General features: G+C 66.7%; 22 protein-coding genes. 5 read left to right on the forward strand and 17 right to left on the reverse strand.

The annotated features are described in order from the left end of the window. Nucleotides 1–51: 51 nt before the first annotated feature. From cobK to cobM, 17 genes are read right to left on the reverse strand one after another with little or no spacing between them, the layout of a single operon-like run. Nucleotides 52–825 (reverse strand): precorrin-6A reductase, encoded by a 774-nt coding sequence (gene cobK / locus I2F59_RS04365; RefSeq protein WP_195503373.1) that lies wholly within the window; start codon nucleotides 823–825, stop codon nucleotides 52–54. Further along, a complete protein-coding gene (locus I2F59_RS04370; RefSeq protein ID WP_195503374.1) occupies nucleotides 822–1463 on the reverse strand; it encodes a precorrin-8X methylmutase in 642 nt (213 codons plus the stop codon). Before I2F59_RS04370 ends, cobK begins: the two co-directional genes overlap by 4 nt. Further along, nucleotides 1464–1979, reverse strand: a complete 516-nt coding sequence (locus I2F59_RS04375) for a cob(I)yrinic acid a,c-diamide adenosyltransferase (RefSeq protein ID WP_195503375.1) — start codon at nucleotides 1977–1979, stop codon at nucleotides 1464–1466. Next, entirely contained in the window at nucleotides 1976–3475 is a 1500-nt protein-coding gene (locus I2F59_RS04380; protein ID WP_271755827.1) for a cobyric acid synthase, read from the reverse strand. The genes I2F59_RS04375 and I2F59_RS04380 overlap by 4 nt, the downstream gene beginning before the upstream one ends. Next, entirely contained in the window at nucleotides 3468–4691 is a 1224-nt protein-coding gene (locus I2F59_RS04385) for a pyridoxal phosphate-dependent aminotransferase (protein WP_195503376.1), read from the reverse strand. The genes I2F59_RS04380 and I2F59_RS04385 overlap by 8 nt, the downstream gene beginning before the upstream one ends. Then, nucleotides 4688–5662 (reverse strand): adenosylcobinamide-phosphate synthase CbiB, encoded by a 975-nt coding sequence (gene cbiB / locus I2F59_RS04390; RefSeq protein WP_195503377.1) that lies wholly within the window; start codon nucleotides 5660–5662, stop codon nucleotides 4688–4690. The genes I2F59_RS04385 and cbiB overlap by 4 nt, the downstream gene beginning before the upstream one ends. After that, nucleotides 5662–6663 carry a histidine phosphatase family protein gene (locus tag I2F59_RS04395; RefSeq protein ID WP_195503378.1) on the reverse strand — a complete coding sequence of 334 codons (1002 nt, stop codon included), beginning with the start codon at nucleotides 6661–6663 and terminating at the stop codon, nucleotides 5662–5664. Before I2F59_RS04395 ends, cbiB begins: the two co-directional genes overlap by 1 nt. Beyond that, nucleotides 6660–7427, reverse strand: coding sequence for an adenosylcobinamide-GDP ribazoletransferase (locus tag I2F59_RS04400; RefSeq protein ID WP_195503379.1), 768 nt, complete (start codon nucleotides 7425–7427; stop codon nucleotides 6660–6662). Before I2F59_RS04400 ends, I2F59_RS04395 begins: the two co-directional genes overlap by 4 nt. Next, nucleotides 7424–7972: a bifunctional adenosylcobinamide kinase/adenosylcobinamide-phosphate guanylyltransferase gene (locus tag I2F59_RS04405; RefSeq protein WP_195503380.1), complete on the reverse strand. Its 549-nt coding sequence runs from the start codon at nucleotides 7970–7972 to the stop codon at nucleotides 7424–7426. Before I2F59_RS04405 ends, I2F59_RS04400 begins: the two co-directional genes overlap by 4 nt. After that, nucleotides 7969–9111, reverse strand: coding sequence for a nicotinate-nucleotide--dimethylbenzimidazole phosphoribosyltransferase (gene cobT / locus I2F59_RS04410; RefSeq protein WP_195503381.1), 1143 nt, complete (start codon nucleotides 9109–9111; stop codon nucleotides 7969–7971). The genes I2F59_RS04405 and cobT overlap by 4 nt, the downstream gene beginning before the upstream one ends. Next, nucleotides 9104–10486, reverse strand: coding sequence for a cobyrinate a,c-diamide synthase (locus tag I2F59_RS04415; protein WP_271755835.1), 1383 nt, complete (start codon nucleotides 10484–10486; stop codon nucleotides 9104–9106). Before I2F59_RS04415 ends, cobT begins: the two co-directional genes overlap by 8 nt. Then, a complete protein-coding gene (gene cbiE, locus I2F59_RS04420; RefSeq protein ID WP_195503382.1) occupies nucleotides 10483–11763 on the reverse strand; it encodes a precorrin-6y C5,15-methyltransferase (decarboxylating) subunit CbiE in 1281 nt (426 codons plus the stop codon). The genes I2F59_RS04415 and cbiE overlap by 4 nt, the downstream gene beginning before the upstream one ends. Next, complete coding sequence (gene cobJ / locus I2F59_RS04425) at nucleotides 11751–12494, reverse strand: precorrin-3B C(17)-methyltransferase (protein WP_195503383.1); 744 nt, start codon at nucleotides 12492–12494, stop codon at nucleotides 11751–11753. Before cobJ ends, cbiE begins: the two co-directional genes overlap by 13 nt. Next, nucleotides 12494–13627, reverse strand: a complete 1134-nt coding sequence (locus I2F59_RS04430; protein WP_195503384.1) for a cobalt-precorrin 5A hydrolase — start codon at nucleotides 13625–13627, stop codon at nucleotides 12494–12496. The genes cobJ and I2F59_RS04430 overlap by 1 nt, the downstream gene beginning before the upstream one ends. Continuing rightward, on the reverse strand, nucleotides 13628–13861 hold the full coding sequence (locus I2F59_RS04435) for an SAM-dependent methyltransferase (RefSeq protein ID WP_195503385.1): 234 nt from the start codon (nucleotides 13859–13861) through the stop codon (nucleotides 13628–13630). Next, nucleotides 13854–15038 carry a cobalt-precorrin-5B (C(1))-methyltransferase CbiD gene (gene cbiD, locus I2F59_RS04440; protein ID WP_271800745.1) on the reverse strand — a complete coding sequence of 395 codons (1185 nt, stop codon included), beginning with the start codon at nucleotides 15036–15038 and terminating at the stop codon, nucleotides 13854–13856. The genes I2F59_RS04435 and cbiD overlap by 8 nt, the downstream gene beginning before the upstream one ends. 1 nt (nucleotide 15039) lies before the next feature. Beyond that, nucleotides 15040–15831 (reverse strand): precorrin-4 C(11)-methyltransferase, encoded by a 792-nt coding sequence (gene cobM / locus I2F59_RS04445; RefSeq protein WP_195503386.1) that lies wholly within the window; start codon nucleotides 15829–15831, stop codon nucleotides 15040–15042. 458 nt (nucleotides 15832–16289) lie between these two features. Here cobM and I2F59_RS04450 point away from each other — a divergent pair, with 458 nt between their 5' ends. The 5 genes from I2F59_RS04450 (at nucleotide 16290) to I2F59_RS04470 (ending at nucleotide 21782) form a co-directional block, all read left to right on the forward strand. Then, nucleotides 16290–17216 carry a sirohydrochlorin cobaltochelatase gene (locus tag I2F59_RS04450; protein ID WP_195503387.1) on the forward strand — a complete coding sequence of 309 codons (927 nt, stop codon included), beginning with the start codon at nucleotides 16290–16292 and terminating at the stop codon, nucleotides 17214–17216. Between the two features lie 145 nt (nucleotides 17217–17361). Next, on the forward strand, nucleotides 17362–17895 hold the full coding sequence (locus tag I2F59_RS04455) for a hypothetical protein (protein ID WP_195363984.1): 534 nt from the start codon (nucleotides 17362–17364) through the stop codon (nucleotides 17893–17895). 4 nt (nucleotides 17896–17899) lie between these two features. Then, the gene (locus I2F59_RS04460) at nucleotides 17900–19498 is read left to right on the forward strand and encodes an ABC transporter substrate-binding protein (RefSeq protein WP_195503388.1); all 1599 of its coding nucleotides are present in this window, start codon (nucleotides 17900–17902) and stop codon (nucleotides 19496–19498) included. 22 nt (nucleotides 19499–19520) lie between these two features. Further along, a complete protein-coding gene (locus tag I2F59_RS04465) occupies nucleotides 19521–20543 on the forward strand; it encodes a FecCD family ABC transporter permease (RefSeq protein WP_195503389.1) in 1023 nt (340 codons plus the stop codon). Next, the gene (locus I2F59_RS04470) at nucleotides 20544–21782 is read left to right on the forward strand and encodes an ABC transporter ATP-binding protein (protein ID WP_195503390.1); all 1239 of its coding nucleotides are present in this window, start codon (nucleotides 20544–20546) and stop codon (nucleotides 21780–21782) included. Nucleotides 21783–21825: the final 43 nt, after the last annotated feature.

Consider the following 21825-nt stretch of genomic DNA (forward strand, 5'->3'; position numbering starts at 1 on the left):
CTCGGGGCGCTCCTCCTCGCGGGCGGGAGGGCGCGCAGGCGCGGCGAGCGCCTAGCGCGCGAGCTCCCGTAAGAGCGCGTCTTCCACTTCCCGAAGCGAAAGGGCGCCGCCTCCCTCGGCGGGACGGGCGACCACGATGCAGCGCGCTCCCACGTCGCGCGCGGCGGCGAGCTTCTCGGCCGTGCCGCCTACGGTTCCCGAGTCCTTGGTCACAAGCCACTGGGCGCCCACCTGCCGAAGCATCGCCTCGTTGAGCTCGCGGGTGAAGGGCCCCTGCATGCCGATGACGTGCGACGGCGAAAACCCCGCGTCGATGCACTTCGTTATAGCGCCGGGCAGCGGGAGCACACGCACGAAGAAGCGCTCCGCGAAATCGGCGACGCGCGTGTAGGGAGCAAGCTCCTTACTCCCCGTCGCGAGAAGCGCGCGACCCGGGTTCTCGGAGAGAAAGCGCGCCGCGCAGGCGATCGACGCGACCGACACGACGCCTTTGGGCAGCGCCTCGGCCGGGCGCGCAAGGCGCAGGCATCGTGCACCCACGGCGAGCGAAGCGGCCCGGATGTTGCCGCTTGCGAGCGTAGCGAAGGGGTGCGTGGCGTCGACGACGATGTGCGCGCCGGAAAGCTCGCGCTCCATGTCGGCCTCGTCGAGCCTGCCCGCATGCACCTCGATACCCGGAAGCTCGCCCAAAAGCTCGCCTCCGTACTCGGTTGCCGCGTAGGCACGGGCGGGGATGCCCACACCGCTCGCCCATTCGCACAGAAGGCGGCCCTCGGTGGTGCCGGCGAAGATGCGCAGCGCCGGCGCGGATGCGGCCGCCGTCACTTCGGGCCGCCTGGGCGCGTGATCTGGTAGAGCAGCGCGTTCATGATGGCGGCCGCCACGGTCGAGCCGCCCTTGCGACCCCTCGCGACGATGGCCGGCACGTGTCGCGCGAGTAGCTCCTCTTTCGCCTCGACCACGTTCACAAACCCGACCGGCACCCCAACGACGAGCGCAGGCGCGATCTTCCCCGCGTCCATGAGCTCGGCGAGGCGCAGAAGTGCTGTGGGAGCGTTACCGACGGCCACGATGAGCGGACCCTCGATGCCGCAAGCTTTGTCCATGCTCGCAACGGCGCGAGTCGTGCCCGCGGCGCGCGCAGCCGCGGCGACATCAGGGTCGGCCATGTAGCACACGGCCTTGCAGCCGAGCTTCGCGAGCGCGGGCTTGCTTATGCCTGCAAGCGCCATGTTCGTGTCGGTGAGCACCGTGGCCCCTGCGCGCAGTGCGTCGAGCGCACAGTGCGCGGCGCCATGGGTGAACACGAGGGAATCGGCGTACGTGAAGTCGGCAGTGGTGTGGATGACGCGCTTCACGACGGGCTCTTCGAGCGGCGGGAACGTGCGGCCGCCGAGCTCTTCGGTGATGATCTCGAAGCTGCGCCGCTCGATGTCGCCGGGCGCCATCTCCTTGGAATCCATCTAGTACTCCACTCCTTCCCTTGCACATATCCCCTGCTCGTAAGGGTGTTTCTCGCACCGCATCTCGGTTATGTAGTCAGCCTTCTCCACGATCTTGCGGGAAGGCGCGCGCCCGGTGAGCGCTACTTCGACGCCGCGCGCGGACATATCGAGCGCGCGGTCCACGAGCGCCTCGTCGACAAGCCCCTTCGAAAGCGCGTCGAGCGCCTCGTCGAGCACGAGTAGCCCCTCCTGCGCGCCCTCGAGCTCGGCGAGCGCGGAAGCGAGGTTCCCATCGTGCAGCTCGCGCGTCGCGGCAAGTTCTTCCGACGTCATCGACCAGGTAAACTTGTCCGACGCCTTCCCCGCGAACACTGGCACGCCGAAATGCTCAACGAGCAGGCGCGCCTCCCCGCTTTCGCCATCTTTCAGGAACTGCACGACGACGACGCGGCGGCCTGCGGCGAGCATGCGAAGGGCGAGGCCCATCGCCGCCGTGGTCTTGCCTTTGCCGTAGCCATGATACACGTGGATCATACGCCCTCCTCGATGATGCGGTAGAGATACTCCATGTCGAACGCCCCACGCACGGCGTCGGCCAGGCGGTCGAACTCGCGCGCACGGTGATCGGCCGCGGACGCCGCGCCCGCAGCACCCACGACGCCCTCGGGCAGGCCGCGCATGCGCGCGAGCGAGCGCGCGAGGGTGAGCGCCACCCCCGGTTCGTCGAACAGGCCGTGGAGATAGGTTCCGAACACGTTTCCGCAGGCCGCGCCTTCTGGTTTGCCGCCAATCGTGCCCGCATGGGCGCAGGAGACGGTCGTTTCGCCGTCGTGAATCTCGTACCCGCGCGCCGTCATGCCGTTCCACACCGAGAACGCGCCTTGGGCGCCCGTGATGCGCAGCTCCGACTGGGCGAGGCGCTTTTCCTCCTTGAACACCGTACTTGCCGGGATGAGCCCGAGCCCGCGCGCGGTGCCAGCGCCTTCCCTGCCGTGCGGGTCGGAAAGCTCGTCTCCCAAAAGCTGGTAGCCTCCGCATATGCCGAGCACCGGCGTGCCCGCACCCGAAAGCGCGCGCACACAGGCTCCGATGCCGCTAGCCGCAATCCAGCGCGCGTCGTCGAGCGTGGACTTCGAGCCGGGAAGCACCACCAGGTCGGGTCGGCCCAGATCGGTCGTCGAGGAAACGTAGCGCACGCCCACGCCGGGCACGCGCGAAAGCGGGTCGAAGTCGGTGAAGTTCGACAGATGCGGAAGGCGCACGACGGCGACGTCGATGACGCCGCGCGCCTCGCGGGCAGATAGGCGCGGCGCGAGCGAGTCCTCGTCGTCCAGGTCGAGCGCAAGATACGGCACGACCCCCACGACGGGAACCCCGCACATCTTCTCGAGCGGAGCCAAACCCGGGCGCAAGATTTTTACATCGCCGCGGAACTTGTTCACCACAAGCCCCCGCAAAAGCGCGCGGTGCTCGGGTGCAAGGAGCGCGACCGTGCCGTAGAGCTGGGCAAACACCCCGCCTGGGTCGATGTCGCCCGCTAGCAGCACGGGGGAGGACACGGCGCGCGCGAGCCCCATGTTGACGATGTCGTTTTCGGCAAGGTTGATTTCGGCGGGGCTGCCGGCGCCCTCGATGACGATGACGTCGTTTTCCTCAGCAAGCGAATCGAACGCCTCCAAAATCTGCGGCATGAGCGCCTTCTTTCGCGCGAAGTAGTCCCTCGCAGCGAAGGCTCCCTGCGCCTTGCCGGCCACGATGAGCTGGCTTCGGTGGTCGCTTTCGGGCTTGAGCAGGATGGGGTTCATGCGCACGTCGGGCGCGATGCCGCACGCCTCGGCCTGCATGATCTGGGCGCGCCCCATCTCGAGCCCGTCGGCCGTGACACCGCTGTTGAGCGCCATGTTCTGGCTCTTGAAGGGAGCCACGCGCAGGCCGTCCTGCGAAAGCACACGGCACAGCCCCGCCGCAAGCAGGCTCTTCCCCGCGTTCGACATGGTGCCCTGGATCATGATGGGCTTCGCCCTACCCACGGGTATCGACCTCCTTCGCCGAGTCTCGGCTATCCGCGCCCGCCATAGCGCCGCTGCAAGAAGCGCCGCCCCGTTCGTCGGGTTCGCCTTCGCCCGATGCGCCTTCCGCCCGAAGCGCGCGGCTGAACGCCATCGCAAGCCGGGCGTTCTCCTTGCGCGTGCGCACCGCGACGCGGCACCAGAAACGGGACAGTACCGAAAACGAGTCGCACGTGCGGACCAAAACCCCCTGTTTATACAGGCGCTCGGGGATGTCTTTCGCCGGCGTGCGGACTAAAAGGAAGTTCGCATCCGACGGCACGACGGAAAGCCCGAGCAAGGAGAGCTCGTGGGAAAGCCACGCTCGCTCGCCCGCCAATACATCGCGCGTGCGCGAGACGTATTCGACGTCTTCCAGGGCGGCGATGCCCGCGGCCTCGGCGACCGAGGAGACGGGCCACGCCTGCCCCGCCCGGTGAATCCCCTCGATGAGTTGGGCATTTCCGCTGATCAGATATCCCAACCGCAACCCCGCCATTCCGTAGAGCTTGGTGAACGCGGAGAGCACGGCCACATGGCGCGAACACGCGGCGCGTGCGGCCACGCTCCTTTCGCGGGCGTCGGGCGCAAATCCGAGGAAGCACTCGTCCACGACGAGCAGCGCGCCCACCTGCTCGCAGCGGCAAGCCGCGGCATCGATCACGCGGGGGTCGACGAGGCGCCCCGTCGGGTTGTTCGGATTGCAGAGGTACGCCACGTCTCCCGGCCCCTCGATCGTGCGGGCGAAGGAGGCGGGCACGTCGAAGTCGTCCGCTTCGGAGAGCGGGAACTCCTGCACGCATGCGCCATAGTACGATGCCGCCTCCGCATATTCAGAGAACGTCGGCGCGCACACGACGATGCGTTTCGGGCGCACCGCCGCGGCGAGCCGCCAGATGATGTCGGACGCGCCCGCGCCGCAGACGATAGTATCTTCGGGAATGCCCTGGGCGCGCGCTAGGGCGCGAACGAGGGCGCGGCTTTCCCTATCGGGGTAGGCGTCGATTCGAGAAAGCGCCTTGCAAGCTGCGGCGACGGCGCGCGGCGAGGGGCCTGCCGGATTCACGTTCACCGAGAAGTCGATGAGGCCGGAGGCGCCCCCTTCGCAAGCGATGCCGAGCGATTGCGAGCTGCCCCCATGCGCACGGGCGCGCAGGATTCCCCCGGCAGCCCGGGACGCGGCGTGGTCTTCCCTCATGCCATCGCCCCCACGGCGAGCACGACCGCCGCGCGCGCGGCGCCGAAGACGACGAGCGCGCATACGGACGCGGCGAGCATGAGCCTTGTCGCCCGGGCGATGTCGCCCCACTCGATTTCACGGGACGCGTCGCCTATCGTCGGTTTCTCAACGAGCTTGCCGAAATACACCGCAGGTCCTGCCAGGCGCAGCCCGAGCGCGCCCGCGCACGCTGACTCGGTCTGCGCCGAGTTGGGGCTCGCATGGCGACGCCTGTCGCGGCGCCAGATGCGCGCCGCCCCGCGCGCGTCAAGCCCGACGATCGGGCACACGGCGATCATGAGCAGGGCCGATAAGCGCGAGGGAATCCAGTTCACCGCATCGTCGAGGTGCGCCGAGGCGCAGCCGAAGTCGATGTAGCGCTCGTTTTTGTAGCCCACCATGCTGTCGAGCGTGTTCACCGCCTTGTACGCCATGCCCAAGGGCGCACCCCCGATCATAAGGTAGAAAAGCGGCGCGATGACGCCGTCACTCGCGTTCTCCGCCACCGTTTCCACGGCGGCGCGCGCAACGCCCTGCTCGTCGAGAACAGACGTGTCGCGTCCCACGATGAGCCCGACGGCTTCGCGCGCCGCGACAAGGCCGCCCTTCGAGAACGCGCGGGCCACGGCCAGGCTCTGGCGGCGCAGCTCGCATGCCGCGAGAATCTGATAGCTCGCCCATGCCTCGGCCACAAAGCGCAAGCCGGGGTGAACCATGCCGCAAAGATGCAGGATTCCCCAGGTCAAAAGCCAACACGCAAGCGGAAGCGCCACGGCGAGCACAAGCCCTGCGGCGCGCGTGCCCGCGAACGTTTGCGGGAATGCGCCCCGCAGGCGGCCTTCGGCCCACGTGATCGCGCGCCCCATGGCGACGACGGGATGGGGAAGCCAGCGCGGGTCGCCGAAGGCAAGGTCGGCCGCGAACCCGGCGGCGACGGCAAGAAACGTCATCACCGTGCATCGCCCCCCGAAGCGGGGCGAACGTCGCGAAGGCAGCGCCCATCCCAGGTGGCGGCCCATGCGCCGCCCGGCTCGGTATGCACGTCGAAGTATCCCATTTTCGGGACAGCTAGCTCGGAAAGAAGCGCTTTCACGGTACCCGCGTGAACGACGAAGACGGCACGCCCACTCCCCTGGGCGCGCTCCGATTCGCACGCCTCCCGAAACGCCGCGACGACGCGGCGGGTGAAATCGCTCTTGCCCTCGCCATGCGGGCAGCGCGTCTCGCACCAGGAGTCTACCCAGGCGCGGTAGCGCGCATCCTCTTTAAGCTCGGCGGCGCTTCGCCCCTCGAAGTCACCGAAATCCATCTCGCGCAGACCGAGGCATGCCATAAGCTCCGCATTCGGGAAGAGGATGCGTGCCGTCTGGTCGGTGCGGGCCATGCCACTCGTGATAACACGGATCACGTCACGATCGCACGCGAGCTCGCGCAAAGCGCGCTCGCCCGCACTCGACAGGGGCTCGTCGGTGCCCGCCCCGCTGTAGCGATGGTCTTCCGTGCCCGCCGTGGCACCATGGCGCACGAAGACGACTTCCAAAGGCGCGCCCGCGCCCTGCGTCCCTCGAGGCGCATCGGTAAGGTTTCCTTTGATGACCTGGGGAATCCCGCACGTCATGTGCACGACGACGTCGGCGTGCGCAGCGAGCGCGCATCCCAGACGCCCCGCGCGCTCGCGCCATTGGGCGTCTTCCGCACGCATGGGGACGACCCCCGAGCCGACCAAGGACAGAATCACTGCGTCGAAGCCGATCAGCCGCTCGAGCGCCCGGTCAGCGTCGAGCGCGCGTACGAGTTCCTCAGCACGGTACGCGACACGGCCGGCAAAAGCCGCGGGCACGCCGCCCTCCGCAAGCTGCGCCGCGTCGACGAAATCGTCCGCCGCGAACCCGAGCTTTTCGCGCACGAAGGTCCTCTTCCCCGAATGCGCGCCACCTACCACGAGAATCATAGGAGCATGCCTCCCGCCACCAGCATGGCAAGCATCGCGAGCTCGGCCCATTGCAGAAACCATCCGGCCAAATCACCCGTCACCCCGCCGAAGCGGGACAGGGCAACATGACGGTACCACGCGAGCGCCAAAAGCCCCGCCACCGCCATAAGGGCGCCGACGGCCTGAGCGCACGCGACCATCCCTGCAGCCGAAGCCGCAGCGAAAGCGCAAAGCGGCACGAAGATCGCCGCGCGCTTCTTAGCAGGCGAGAGTCCCGCGGCCATGCCGTCCGCCCGCGCGGCAGGCCAGCATTCTACGGCGAGCCCCGAAAGCGCGCGGGAGAACACGAGCGAGCACAGAAGCGCGAGGAACGCCCCCGCCGTAAGCGGCAGCGCGGTGAACAGGGAAAACTGCAGAATAAGGTACACAACAACACCGATGACCCCGAAGGCGCCCGCCCGCGGGTCGTGCATGATCTCGAGCTTTCGCTCGCGCGGGGCCCAACTTGCAAGCGCATCGGAGGTGTCGCAGAGCCCGTCTAGGTGGATGCCTCCCGTCACCGCCACAGGCAACGCCACGAGCACGGCCGCGACGATGGTAGCGGGCACGCCGAGCAGGTTCGCCACGTGCCCCCACGCCGTCATGAGGAAACCTTCCGCAACGCCCACCAGGGGAAACGCGGCAAGCGCATGGGTTGATCCGAAATCGGACCAGGCCGATTTCGGGACGGGGATGCGCGAGAACGTTCCGAACGCCGCGCCAATTGCCTCTGCTATCTTCACCTTGTAGGTCCTTCGCCTTTCATCCACACGGGAATCCCACATACCACTTCGACTGCGCGGTCGGCCAGCGCCGCCACGCCCGCGTTCACGCGCGCGAGCGCGCGCCTCCATGCCTCGGTCCCCTCATCGTAGCGCATCCCATCGGCGAACACGTCGACGGAGACCACCACCGTATACGCAGCGGCCTGAGTGAGTCGTTCGATGCCTCCGAGCACCTCGCGCGCCACAGCGTCGGGGTCACGTGGGGACAAGCCGCCTTCCGCGAAGAGCTCGTTCGCAACCAGGTTGCCCACGTCCTCCAAAAGAAGCGTGCAGCCGCGCGGAAGCCCGGGCACTGCGGCGCCCACGTCACGCGTGCGCTCGAGGGTGGAAAACCCCTTGCCCTCGCGCATCGCCCGATGGCGCGCGATACGGCGGGTGCCCTCTTCCCCGAAGGGCTCCATCGTTGCCAGGTACACGCGGGGGCCGTCGTGCCCGAGGCACAGGGACTCGGCATAGGCGCTCTTGCCGCTCGCGGCGGCGCCGATAACGAACGTCACCGTCATTTCCCGGCCTCGAAATGCTCGTAAGCAGCCATGCCAGTCGCCGTGAACGTCTTCCCATCCCGGTACACGCGCAGCGCCGAATCCAGAAGGGGCAGATACGCCATGGCGCCCGCGCCCTCGCCCAAGTGCATGCCTGCGTCGAGGGGTGCCTTTATGCCGAGCTCGCGAAGGAGCTCCTGGCTTGCGGGTTCGCTAGATGCGTGGGTGCCCACGAGGTAGCCCAAGGCGTTGGGGCACAGGCGCACCGCGCACAGGGCCGCCGTGCAGGATATGACCCCGTCGAGGAGCGCCGGCGCCTTCGAGGCCGCGGCCCCCAGGTAGAAGCCACACATCGCCGCGATGTCGAAGCCGCCCACCTTCGAGAGCACATCGATCGGGTCGGCGGAATCGGGCGAGTTCGCATCGATAGCGCGCTCGACCACGTCGCGCTTGCGCGCGAGCGAGGCGTCCGAGAGCCCCGCGCCGCGCCCGACGAGGCTCCGCGCGTCCGCCCGGATGAGCACTGCGGCCACCGCCGCCGAGGTGGTCGTGTTGCCGATACCCATCTCGCCCGCGGCGAGAAGGCGCACGCCGGCGCGGGCAAGCCCGCACGCGACGGCGATTCCGACCTCGATCGCGCGCACGGCCCCATCGCGAGACATGGCGGAGCCGTGCGCGATGTTGCCGCTCCCCCGCCGCACGTTCGCGCGCACCATGCGCGCGTCTTCTATGCCCCGGGCCATACCCACGTCGACGGGCACGACCTCGGCACCCGCGAACGCCGCCATGCGGCAGGCGCTCGTGGCCCCCTCGCACATGTTGCGCGCGACGGCTCGCGTCACGTCTTGCCCGCTTTGCGACACGCCCTCGGCAACGACCCCGTTGTCGGAGAAGAATACCGCGAGCGCACGGGGAAACTCGGCCACATCGACGCTCCCCTGAGCTGCGGCGATACGCGCGACGGCGTCTTCAAAGTCGCCCAATCCCCCCAAGGGGTGCGCGATGGAGTCCCACGCGGCGTACGCGGCGGCGCGGGCGCGCTCGTCTGCGGGCGCGATCCGGGAGAGCGCGGCTTCGAGCACGGCGCCCGGCGCCGAAGAGAACGCGCGCTCGACTTCCTCGCGGATGCAGGCAAGCGCGGTTTCGGTTGCTTCAGCCATGCCGTCTCCTCTCTGCGAACGACGCTTCGGCAGACGCGAACGCGCGCGCAACGTCGGGGTTCGCAGGATAGTACACATGCGGGAAGCCCGCAACCAGGGACGGGGTGGTCGTCATGCACGGCCAGCCCTTGTCGCGCCGGGGCTTCTGCGCCCAGAAGTCGCCGCCCGGGCAGGTGGACTGCCAGTAGTGGAACTCGTGCGCACGGATGCGTGTGCCGCGCGGCCCGTAGAGCCCGTCGCGTTGAGAAGTGAGCTCCACGTACCCGAAATGGGACAGCCTTCCCCCGTTCTCGCTTGAGCCCTCAAGGGCGCCCGCAACAGGCCAGCGCCGCCCCTCGCTATCGGCGATTTCGTGCTGCAGGTACAGAAACCCACCGCATTCGGCGACCGTCGGCATGCCGGATTCCACCGCGCGCCGCACCGCCTCGCGCATCGGCGCGTTCTCGGAGAGCTGCCGCGCATGGAGCTCCGGGTAGCCGCCTCCCAGATAGAGGGCGCTTGTCCCCCGGGGCAAATCGCTATCACACAGGGGGCTGAAAAAGGCAAGCTCGCAACCCAGGTCCTCGAGCGCGCGCAGGTTCTCCTCGTAGTAGAACGAGAACGCCTCGTCACGCGCGACGGCGACGATGGGCCGCGCTCCCGCGATCGGCTCCAACCGGTAAGGTTCCTCGCGGATATCGGGTGCCGTCGCCGCTATTTCGAGCAAGCGGTCGACGTCGACGCTCTTTTCCACCAGCTCGGCCATCTTGTCGATGCGCGCGGAGAGCTGCTCGACCTCGCCGGCGGTCACAAGCCCCAGATGCCGGCTTTCGAGCGAGAACGCCTCGTCGGCGGGGATATTCCCCAAAACCGCGACGCCCGTGTGCTTCTCGATCGCAGGCGCTGCGTAGGCGCAGGCAGCGGCGCTCGTCTTGTTCAGCACGACGCCGCGCACGTTCGCACAAGGCAGGAACTCGGCGATGCCGTGGATTACGGCGGCGAGCGATAAAGACGCCCCGCGCCCGTTCACCACTAAAACAACCGGCGTTTCCGTGTCGCGCGCAACCTGGTAGCTGCTCGCATCGGACACGCCGGGCGCAATGCCGTCGTAGAAGCCCATGACCCCCTCGAGCACCGCGACATCCGCGCCCGCGGCGCCGCGTGCGAGCAGGGCGCGCAGCGTCGGGGCGTCGGTGAAGAAGCCGTCTAAGTTGCCCGAGCGCGCACCCACGACGCGGCGATGAAAGAGCGGGTCAATGTAGTCGGGGCCGCATTTGAAGGCCGCGCATGCAAGGCCGCGGCGCGCGAGCGCGCGCAGGAGCGCGCACGTTACGACCGTCTTGCCGCTCCCGCTCGAGGGCGCAGCGACCATGAAGCGCGGGATGGACGTGCTCACCGGGCGCCGCCTTCCCCACCTGCACCACGCGCGCTGACGAGGAACACGGGGTTTTGCGCCTTCATAAGATGGTGCGAGCCAACAGCCTCGGCGCGGGCGGCCGACACCTGGCACGCCTCGAACCCCTTAAAGCGCGAACCCGAGAGGAGCGCGCACGCCTCGGTGAGCGTCTCAACGGTGACGCATGGCACGCACAGGCGAACCTGCGAGTTCTTCTCGAGCGCCGCCTCCACGATGGAGGGAAGCTCGCCCGCGCTCCCGCCGACGAACACGGCGTCGGGGACGGGCAGTTTCGCGAGCGCTTCGGGGGCGACACCGGGGACCGCATGCACGTTGCCGCACCCGAATGCATCCGCGTTCTCTCGGATGAGCCGAACGCCGGTCGCGTTGCGCTCGACCGCCCATACCGACCCCGCTCGCGCGACGAGCGCCGCCTCGATCGACACGCTCCCCGTGCCGGCGCCGACGTCCCACACGGTGTCGGTCGCGGCAAGGCGCAGCTTCGCGAGCGCGACGGCGCGTACCTCCTGCTTGGTCATGGGAACGTCGCCGCGGATGAAGAGCTCGTCGGGAATGCCCGAGGAAGCGTACGGCCAGCGGGAGCTCGCGGCGCGAGATGCGCTAGAGCCCACAGGCGACCCGGCGCCGCCTGCGAAATCGATAAGCATCACGTTCAAGTCGTCGAACGTCTGACCTGCGATTTCACTTGCGGTCGCGCAGGTGATGCGCTCGTCGGGGTACGACAGGCGCTCGGCCACCGTCACGCGCGCGTCCCCGAAGCCCGCCTGCACAAGCTCGCCGGAAAGCCGCGAGGGGTCTTCCCCGCCCGACGTGACGAGGAAGAGCTCACCTGCGCGCTCGGCTTCGGCCACGATGTCGCACGCCACGCCGTGAGCGCTCGCAAAGCGCCAATCCTGCCATGGACGCGCGAGGCGCGCGGCGAGATACGACGCTGAGCTTATGCCGGGAATGACGCGCACGTCCACCTGCGCGTTGCCGGAGAGCGCCTCCACCAGGCGGCGCGCGCCGCTGAACAGCCCCACATCGCCCGTCATCACGACCACGGCGCGCTGCCACGACGCCGCATCGGTGAGCGCGGCGACGATGTCCGCCGTCTTCACGAGCTCGCATCTCACCACGTCGGGCGGCACGTCGATGCCGGCAAGTGCGCGATGAGCGCCGATGACCACGTCGGCGATGTCGATAGCGTCGAGCGCCGCGCGCGAGAGCAAGTCGGGGTTTCCGGGCCCCGCCCCGATGATCGTTACCTTTCGCATGGAATCTCCCGATACCCGCGCGGCGTGACCATACGGCCGCCTACGAGCTTCGTGTCCGCGTTGCCGACGAACACGGTGGTGAACATGTCGGCGTCGATCTCCCCCAGCTCAGAGAGCCTGCACATGCCCGACTGCTGCCCCTCGCGCCCGATGTTGCGTACCCAGCCGCAGAGCGTGTCGGGGGCCTTCCATTCGAGCATAATCTTCGCCGCGCGTGAGAGCCTGTCGGCGCGCTTTCTGCTGCGCGGGTTGTACAAACAGATGCAGAAGTCGGCGCTCGCCACGGCGGCGAGCCTGCGCTCGATGACCCCCCATGGCGTGAGCAGGTCGGAGAGCGACACGACCGCGAAGTCGTGGGCAAGCGGGGCGCCGAGCACCGCCGACCCGCTCTGAGCCGCGGTGGCCCCGGCGATAACTTCCACGTCTACATCGGGGTAGTCCTCCGCAAGCTCCAGCACGGGGCTCGCCATGCCGTACACGCCCGCGTCGCCGCTGCACACGAGCGCCACGGCGTCTCCACTCTGCGCGCGCGAAAGCGCAAGGCGGCACCGTTCGACCTCGTGCATCATCGGCGTCGCGAGATGCGCCGCGTCGGGCACGGCGGCGAGCGCGAGCTCCACGTATTTCGTGTAACCCACAACGACGTCGGACGCCTCGAGCGCACGCCGAGCCGCAATCGTCATGCCGTCGGGGCCGCCCGGGCCGATTCCCACCACGAAGAGCTTTCCCATCACCGCTCCTTAAACGAAAGTTTAATAGTTACCTTGGAAAACGCGACGGTCACGCCGCCGTGAGCGAGCTTCGGGAAGATAAGTTTGCCCCCCTCCGCGAGCGCTGCCCGCTCGCACACGTTGTCGACCCCCACCGTCGCGCGCACGAAATCAGATGGCGAAACGCTGCCTTCGACCTGCGACAACTCCTCTGCGGAATACGTCGCAAGCGGGATATTGCGCGCGCAGCAGAAGGCGAGCAGACCCTCCTCGTGCGCCTTCACGTCGATCGTCGCCGCCTCGCGCACGGCCGAAGGCGAGATACCCACCTGCCCGCACGCGAGAAGAAACGCCTCCTCGATCGCTTCGGCGCACGCACCGCGACGGCATCCTATGCCCGCAACGATGCAGGGCACGACAAGGCGAAGCGGCTCGGGCGCAGGCGCCTGCGCCCGCACGCCCGCCGGCTTCCCCGTCTCACCGGCGGGCACGACCTCGCCCGTTGTCTCCGCCGCACGAACGGACGCACCTGCATTCGCGCCAGCGAACGGCGACACGACGATATCGGCCCGAGCGCGGTCGGACGCAATGTCAACCCCCTCAGGCGGCTGTCCCGAAATCGGCATGTCGGAATAGAGCGCCACGCGCCCGCCCGAAAGCAGCCGCGCCGACACTCGCTTGATGGCCTCGGGATTCGAAACGGCGAGCCCCGCACAGCGCGCCCACGTATCCACCGCCCACACGCCGCGGACGTCGGTCGCCGTGGTGATGACGGGGATGGCCCCTGCCGCGCGTGCCACAGTTTGCGCAAGCTCGTTCGCACCGCCCAAATGCCCCGACAAAAGCGGGACGGCAAAGCGCCCCGCCTCGTCGATCGCCACAACCGCGGGATCGTTTGCCTTCGAGGCGACATGCGGCGCGATCGCCCGCACGGCGATGCCCGCCGCGCCCACGAACAGAAGCGCGTCCGACGCTTCCCACGCGAGCGCCGTCCATGCGCGCAGGTCGGCCTTCCCCTCGCCGAACCCGCGCGAAACGGAAACGTCCCAGCCAGGGTCATCTTCGCCTGTCTGTGCGCAATCGGAAAGCGCGCGTGCGGTGCGCTCCGCCAACGCATACCCCCTCTCAGTGAACGCTATGCAGGAAATCCTCATCTAGCGCACCACCATCGTCGAGAAGTAGCTGCCCCGATCGGGCACATCGTCGAGCGAGCGGTACACGCGCTCGCCCGGAAGCCCACAGTCCTCTACGAGCTCGGCACCGTCGAAGGCGCCCTCCTCGCGAAGGATGCGCTTCGTGTCCGCAAGCGAGCGGCGTGCCTTCATGACCACCTTCGTCCCCGGCCAGCCGATTGCGCGGCCCACCCCGTACAGCACGCCTTTACTCATACGTCGCCCCCAATTCCCCGATGACTGCATCGGCGCCCGACGTGCGGAAAAGCTCGCGGCGCTCGGCGTCGAACACGACCGCGGCGATGTCGCATGCGCCCGCCGCGCGGCGGCGCAACCTGTCCTCGATTGCCGCAGCGAGCGAGGCGCGCGCAGCGTCCCCCACGCCGGCGGCCTCGATTACCTCGAGCGCCGCCGTGGTCGTGACCGACGACATGATCTCACGCACGGTCTTCGCGCCCGCGCCGGCCATGGCCGCGTGGGCGGCCAGAATCTCCGCGCGGCAGTCGGCGGTACGCGAATGGGTGTCCATGATGCCGCCCGCGACCTTCACCAACTTGCCGATGTGTCCCACAAGAAGGACATTGGTAAATCCCTCGCGAACGCAGCAATCAATCGCATCGCCCACGAAGTTGGAGATGAAGACCACCGGCGCACCGTTTAGGTGGAAATGCCCCGAGATGAACTGCGCGCCGTAGTTGCCGGGAGTGAGCACGACTCCGCGCCGCCCCATAGCCGCATGCTGCCGGATCTCGAGCTCGATGCTGTCGCGCAAAGCAGCGAGGCTGCGCGGCTCGACGATGCCCGTCGTGCCCAGGATAGAGATGCCGCCCTCTATCCCCAGGTGTGGGTTGAAGGTCTTTTTGGCAAGGGCAACACCCTCGGGTACCGAAATCGTCACAGCAATATTTCCAGAAAAGCCGTGCGCGGCGCACACCTCGCGCACCGCCGAAGTGATCATTGCGCGCGGCGTCGCGTTGATGGCGGCCGCCCCCACCGGCTGCTCGAGCCCGGGCAACGTCACGCGCCCCACGCCCACGCCGCCATCGACGGAAACTTCCGATTCGTGCGCGGGCACGTCCTTGCTGCCCGCAGCGCCCGTGCCCGACCCCGCATGTTCCACGCGCGCGTACACGAGCACGCCGTCGGTCACATCGGCATCGTCGCCTGCGTCCTTTCGCACGGCGCACTGGGCGCACCCCTCGCCGATGCATGCGTCGACCACGTTCGCCTCGACGGGCAGCCCGCCGGGGGTGACGATCGACACGCGGCCGACGGGCTTTCGTGACAAGAGCATCTCACAGGCCGCCTTCGCCGCGAGCGCGGCGCAGCTCCCCGTGGTGTAGCCGCAGCGCAGGCGGGTCGTCCCGGTATATATGTAGTGCTCGAAGGCCACGTTAGCTGCTCGCCTTCCGATACCCCGTGGCAAACGAAGGGTCGTAAAGCTTGCTGCGCTTGTACGACTCCGCTTGCGCGCCGTTGTGCGCAAGCCCGCCGCGAGCTCCGAGCACGCGGCCCACCACCACGAGCGCCGTGCGGTCGATGCCCTCTCGCGTGCCCGCATCGGCGAGCGTGCCCACTGTGCAGCGCACCACGCGCTCCTCAGGCCAGGTCGCCTTGTACACGAGCGCCGCCGGCTCGTCGGAGCTGCGGCCCGCGGCCAAAAGCTCGGCGGAAAGCTCGGCGAGCATACCCGAGCTCAGGAAGATGACCATAGTCGAGCCGCTTTCCGCCATGGTGCGCATGCCCTCGCCCGCGGGCATGGGGGTACGTCCGGAAAGCCGCGTGATCACGACCGACTGGCTGATTCCCGGCAGCGTGTATTCCTGGCGAAGCGCCGCCGCGGCACCGCAAAAGCTCGACACGCCGGGCACCACCTCGTAGTCCACGCCGCGCGCGTCGAGAGCGTCCATCTGCTCCTGGATGGCGCCGTACAGGCACGGGTCGCCCGTGTGCAGGCGCACCACTTCCTCGCCCCGCGCATCTGCCGCGCACATCACGTCGAGCACTTCCTCCAAGGTCATGTGCGCGCTGTCGTAGACGATGCAGGATTCCTTGCACTCGGCGAGCAGCTCGGGGTTCACAAGGCTCCCCGCCCAAACGACCACGTCGGCCGCGCGCAAAAGGCGCGCCCCGCGCAGCGTGATAAGGTCGGCGGCGCCCGAGCCAGCGCCAACGATATGAATCATCCGAGCCTTCCCTTCCCGTTTCTCATCGCAACCGTTTACGCTGCCATTCGCGCAGCGGCCAAAACACGGCGCCCGCAGCGGCAATCGGCGCAAATACGCAGGCAGGAGGCGCAATGCCGCCCGCCCTGGCTTTGACACGTTCAAAAGTGCCCACTATCATAGTAAAAGATTCGGCAACGAGCATATGACAATCGGATAAAAGGAAATGACCGGCGCGGCGCCCGCACAGCCCGCGCTGGCTTGCGGAGGGAACCAGGTGGGAATCCTGGGCAAGGGACATTACTGTATAGGACGCACGGGCGAACCGCCTCGCGCCCCAAGCCAGACTGCTTCGCCTTTTCCTCACGGCATCGCCGTGGCGTTAGCTCCTTGTGAACCCCGAGGGGTGCGCTTTTCTTTCGCTTGTGCCGACAAGCAACTGTCGCCGGGGGACCGGCAAACCGAGGAAAGGAAAAACCATGTCCGACCAGATGTCACGCCGCGGCTTCATGGGCGCCGCAGCAACCGGAGCCTTCGCGCTCGCCGGAGTCGCGCTCGCGGGCTGCTCCAGCACCTCCGCGAGTTCCGAGAAATCGAGTGAAAAGGAGAAGGCCGTAAAGCCGGTCATCCTCGTCACGAGCTTCGGCACGAGCTACAACGACTCGCGCCACATCACCATCGGCGCCATCGAAGACGCTATCCGCGAGAAGTACTGGCAGGACTACGACATCCGCCGCGCCTTCACCGCGCAGATCATCATCGACAAGCTGAAGAAGCGCGACGGCATCACGATCGACAACATGACCGAGGCGCTCGACCGCTGCGTGGAAGACGGCGTGAAGGAAATCGTCGTGCAGCCGACGCATCTCATGGGTGGCCTGGAATACACCGACGTGAAAGACGAGCTCGACAAGTACGCCGACAAGTTCGACAAAATCTCGCTCGGCGACCCGCTGCTCACCTCCGACGACGACTACAAGAAGGTGGCCGCAGCCATTAAGGAGAACATGGCGTCCTTCGACGACGGCAAGACGGCGCTGTGCCTCATGGGCCACGGCACCGAAGCCGATTCCAACGCCGACTATGCCAAGATGCAGGAAGTGTTTAAGAACGAGGGCTTGACGCAGTTCTTCGTCGGCACCGTCGAGGCTGAACCGACCTGCGAGGATGTTATCGCCGCCGCGAGCGCCGCAGGCTACAAGAAGGCCGTGCTCGCGCCGTTCATGGTGGTCGCGGGCGACCACGCGAACAACGACATGGCAGACGAGACCGACCCCGACAGCTGGGCTGCGAAGTTCGTGGCTGCCGGCTTCGAAGTGACGTGCCTGCTCCAGGGTCTGGGACAGAACGTCGCGGTCGACGACATCTACGTCGCGCACGTGGACGACGCCATCGCCAAGCTGTAAACTCGCCGCGCACGGGGGCGCCGGTCGCGTCCCCGTGCAACGGGCATGCGCCTTCCCCGACTGACGGCGCATGCCCGTTGCATTCGCATCCCGCCCGCCCACCGCACGGCGCGGGCGGTCGAAGCGATTGAAAGGAACCCCCTCCATGTTGAAGAAAACCCTCGCCTTCGCCCTGTCGGCGGCGCTTTTCGCGTTCTCGCTCGCCGGCTGCGGCGGAAATTCAATCGACAGCGCAAAGGCAAGCGATGCCGATTCCCAGGAAAAGACCGAACAGGCGGCCGATGCGCCCGAGGGCGCAAGCGCTGCCCCCATCACCGCCGACAAGGTGGCCGACGGCACCTATCCGATCACCGTAGATTCCAGCTCGAACATGTTCAGGATTGTGGATGCCCAGCTCATCGTGGAAAACGGCTCCATGCACTGCGTGATGACACTTTCCGGCACGGGCTACGGCAAGCTCTTCATGGGCACGGGCGACGAGGCTGCCGCCGCGAGCGAGGCCGACTTCATCCCCTATGTGGAAAACGCGGAAGGCAAGTACACCTACGACGTGCCCGTTGATGCGCTCGACGAGGACACCGCCTGCGCCGCGTGGAGCATTAAAAGGGAGCGGTGGTACGACCGCACGCTCGTATTCGAATCCGCCGGCGTCGATCTGCGCGCCGACGCACTGAAGTAACGCCATGCGGTCGATTCTTCCCAAGGGGGAAAACAGGAAGCGCCGCAGCATCGCGGCGCGCGCGATCGCCTGCGTTCTCGTCGCCCTGCTCGCGCTTCCCTTCGCGGGGTGCAGTGCGAGCCCGAACGTGACCGGTGCCACGGCGGGCTCTCAGGAATACACTGTGAGCGTCTCGCTTTCCGGCGGGTCAGGGCGCGCAAGCATCGCCTCGCCCACCACAATTGTGAAGGATGGCGACACCTACACCGCGACCATCACCTGGTCGAGTTCGAACTACGACAAGATGACCGTCGACGGCGTGGACTACGCGCCCGTAAACGACGGCGTGGACTACGCGCCCGTAAACGACGGCGGCAACTCCACGTTCGAGATACCCGTCACGCTCGACGAGGACATCGCCGTGTCGGCCGAGACCGTCGCCATGTCGACGCCGCACACCATCGACTACACGCTCCACTTCGACTCATCCACCATGAAGGAGAAATCGGGCGACGATGCAAGCGGCGGCTCCCCTGCGGGAACGGCTTCAAGCGCCGCGGCCGACTTCCACAACGCTGATTTGGGCTGCGGCTGGGAGCCGACGGGGGCGCTTCAGCTTGAATACGCCAAGCACTTCACTGTCGACGAGTTCGAAGGCGGCTTGCGGCTTATCTGCGTTTCGAACGGGGAGCGCTTCCTCGTGGTGCCGCAAGATGCGAAGGTACCTGACGGGTTGAGCTCCGACATCGCGGTCATAAGACGCCCCGCCGACAAGGTGTACCTCGTGTCGTCGGCGACGATGTGCCTGGTCGACGCGCTCGATGCGAACGACAATATCTTAATGTCGGGCACGAAGGCCGACGATTGCTCGGTCGCGGGCTTCAAAAGCGCGCTCGAAAGTGGGGCGATCGCCTACGGCGGCAAGTACAGCGCGCCCGACTACGAGCGAATATCGGCCTCGGGCTGCACGCTCGCCATCGAGAACACCATGATCAACCACACGCCCGATGTGAAGGAAAAGCTGCAGAAGCTCGGGCTCGTCGTGCTCACCGAACAGTCGTCGAGCGAGCCCGAAGCACTCGGACGCGTCGAGTGGATTAAGCTTTTCGGCGTCCTGTTCGACAAGGAAGAGGAGGCCGCGCACCTGTTCAACGAGCAGAAGGCCCGCGTCGAGCAAACGTCGGGGCTCGCGTCGTCAGGTAAAACCGTGGCGTATTTCTACATTAACTCGAACGGGGCCGCCGTCACGCGGCGGAGGGGCGACTACGTGGCGCAGATGATCGAGCTCGCAGGCGGCAGCTACGCGCTCGATGACGCACAGACGGCGTCGACGTCAGGTTCGTCAGTAACGCTCGAAATGGAGCGCTTCTATGCGACGGCGAAGGATGCCGACATCATCGTCTACAACGGCACCATCGACGAATCGGTTGCCACCTTGAGCGACTTCGTAAGCAAAAACGCGCTATTGTCGCAGTTCAAAGCCGTGAAGAACGGCAACGTCTGGGTCACAAGCGCCGACATGTACCAGCAGATGACTTCTACCGCCGACATTATCGACGAGCTGCACGGGGCGTTCACCGGCGATGACACGAGTGACTTCCATTATCTGAGGAAGCTCGGCTAGCGCCATGAGAAGCCGGCTTACCATGGCATACGACGAATCGGGGCGCGCCGCGCGGTGTCGCGTCGTGACGGCGCTGCTCGCTGTTGCCCTCATCGTGCTCGTCGGGGCCAACCTGTGCATCGGGAGCGTGCTCGTGCCCGCAGACCACATCCCCGACATCCTTTCGGGCGGCGCGGCCAATTCCATGGAAAGCCAGGTCATCTGGGAGATTCGCCTGCCGCGCGTGCTTTCAGCCATACTTCTCGGCGGGGCACTTTCGCTCTCCGGGTTCCTGCTGCAGACGTTTTTCAACAACCCCATCGCCGACCCGTTCATCTTGGGCGTCTCCTCGGGCGCAAAGTTCGTCGTCGCGCTTACGATGATCGTGCTTCTGGGCGCGAACCAGGCCATGTCCTCGCCGGTCATGGTGGCCGCAGCGTTTCTGGGATCGCTTATCACCATCGGCTTCGTGCTCCTCATCGCACGGCGCATAAGTTCCATGGCCATGCTCATCGTGGCGGGCGTCATGGTGGGATACATCTGCTCGGCGGCGACGAACTTCCTCATCGCCTTCGCCGACGACCAGTCCATCGTGAACCTGCACAACTGGTCTTTGGGTAGCTTCTCGGGTTCGAGCTGGGACGACGTCGCGGTCATCGCGGTCGTGGTGATCACCGTGAGCGCATGCGTATTCGCGATATCGAAGCCCCTTTCCGCCTTCCAGCTGGGAGAAGCCTACGCAAAAAGCGTCGGCGTGAACGTCGCACGCTTCCGCGTGGTGCTCGTCCTTCTAGCAAGCATGCTCTCCGCCTGCGTGACCGCGTTCGCTGGTCCGGTGTCGTTCGTAGGCATCGCGGTTCCGCATCTCGTTAAGTCGGCGCTGAAGTCGTCGAAGCCCATCCGCGTGATTCCTGCGTGCTTCTTGGGAGGCGCCATCTTCTGCGCGGGCTGCGATTTGATCGCACGCACGCTGTTCTCCCCCGTCGAGCTTTCCATCAGCGCCGTCACCGCCATCTTCGGCGCGCCGGTGGTTATCGCACTCATGTTGAAGAAGCGGGTGAGGTAGATGGGGAAATTCGTGCCGCAGCCCAAAACGCTCGGAGGGGAGTCGAACCTCGAAACCCCGGTCGAAACGCAGGCTGACGGAGCGCCGCTTTTCCGCATAAGCGACCTGTCGGCGGGTTACGACAAGAAGGTCGTAGTCGAAGGCGTCGATCTGGAGGTTCGCGCGGGCGACGTCGTGGCGCTCATCGGGCCGAACGGCTCGGGCAAGTCGACCATCTTGAAAACAATCACACGCCATCTGGCACCGCATGCCGGCACGGTCGAGCTCGACGGGCGAGAGATTTCCCGATGGAAGACGGCGGAGTTCGCAAGGAACCTTGCCGTCATGCTGACAGATCGCCCCCGGACCGAGCTCCTCACCTGCCGCGATATCGTAGAGGCGGGAAGGCATCCCTACACCGGGCGAATGGGCACACTCACGCCCGATGACCATAATCGGGTCGACGAGGCCATGAAAACCGCACATGTGGAAGGGCTCGCCGAGCGCGACTTCATGCAGATAAGCGACGGGCAACGCCAGCGCGTCATGCTCGCACGCGCCATCGCGCAGGATCCGCGTGTGCTCGTGCTCGATGAGCCCACGTCGTATCTCGATATCCGCTACCAGATCGACCTGCTGCGAATACTTCGCCACCTTGCGAAATCGCGGAATGTTGCTGTCATCATGTCCATCCACGAACTCGAGCTCGCGCAGAAAAGCGCCGACAAGGTGATTTGCGTGAAGGACGGCCGGGTCTTCCGCGCCGGCGCACCCGAGGACATATTCACGCGCGAGACGATTGGCGAGCTCTACGGCCTTCAACATGGCACCTTCAACGAGCGCTTCGGCAGCGTGGAAATTGGGCGCCCACACGGCGATGCGCACACGTTCGTCATCGCCGGCGCAGGTACGGGGTCAGCTGTGTTTCGCCAGCTCATCCGGCAGGGCAAGGCGTTCTACGCGGGCATTCTGCACGAAGGGGACATCGACTGCGAGCTCGCGCGCGACCTGGCGACGGAATGCGTGGCCGAGCGCGCCTTCGAGCCGATCGGGGATAAAACCATAGCCCGCGCCAAAGAGCTCCTCGTCCACTGCGCGCGCCTTATCGTGTGCCCCGCCGCCTTCGGCACCATAAACGCCCGCAACGCAGAGCTCGTCGAGTTCGCACGATCGCATGGTATCGAGGTAATGCAAGCGTGCGAAGGCGCATCGGAGGATTCCAATGGTGGAGTGGGAAGGATAAACTGGACTTTCTTTTAAGGATCCTCAAGCGTATTGCCGCTCGTATTCCACTGGAGACATG

Source organism: Collinsella aerofaciens (assembly GCF_015556945.1).
GTDB lineage: Bacteria > Actinomycetota > Coriobacteriia > Coriobacteriales > Coriobacteriaceae > Collinsella > Collinsella aerofaciens_AO.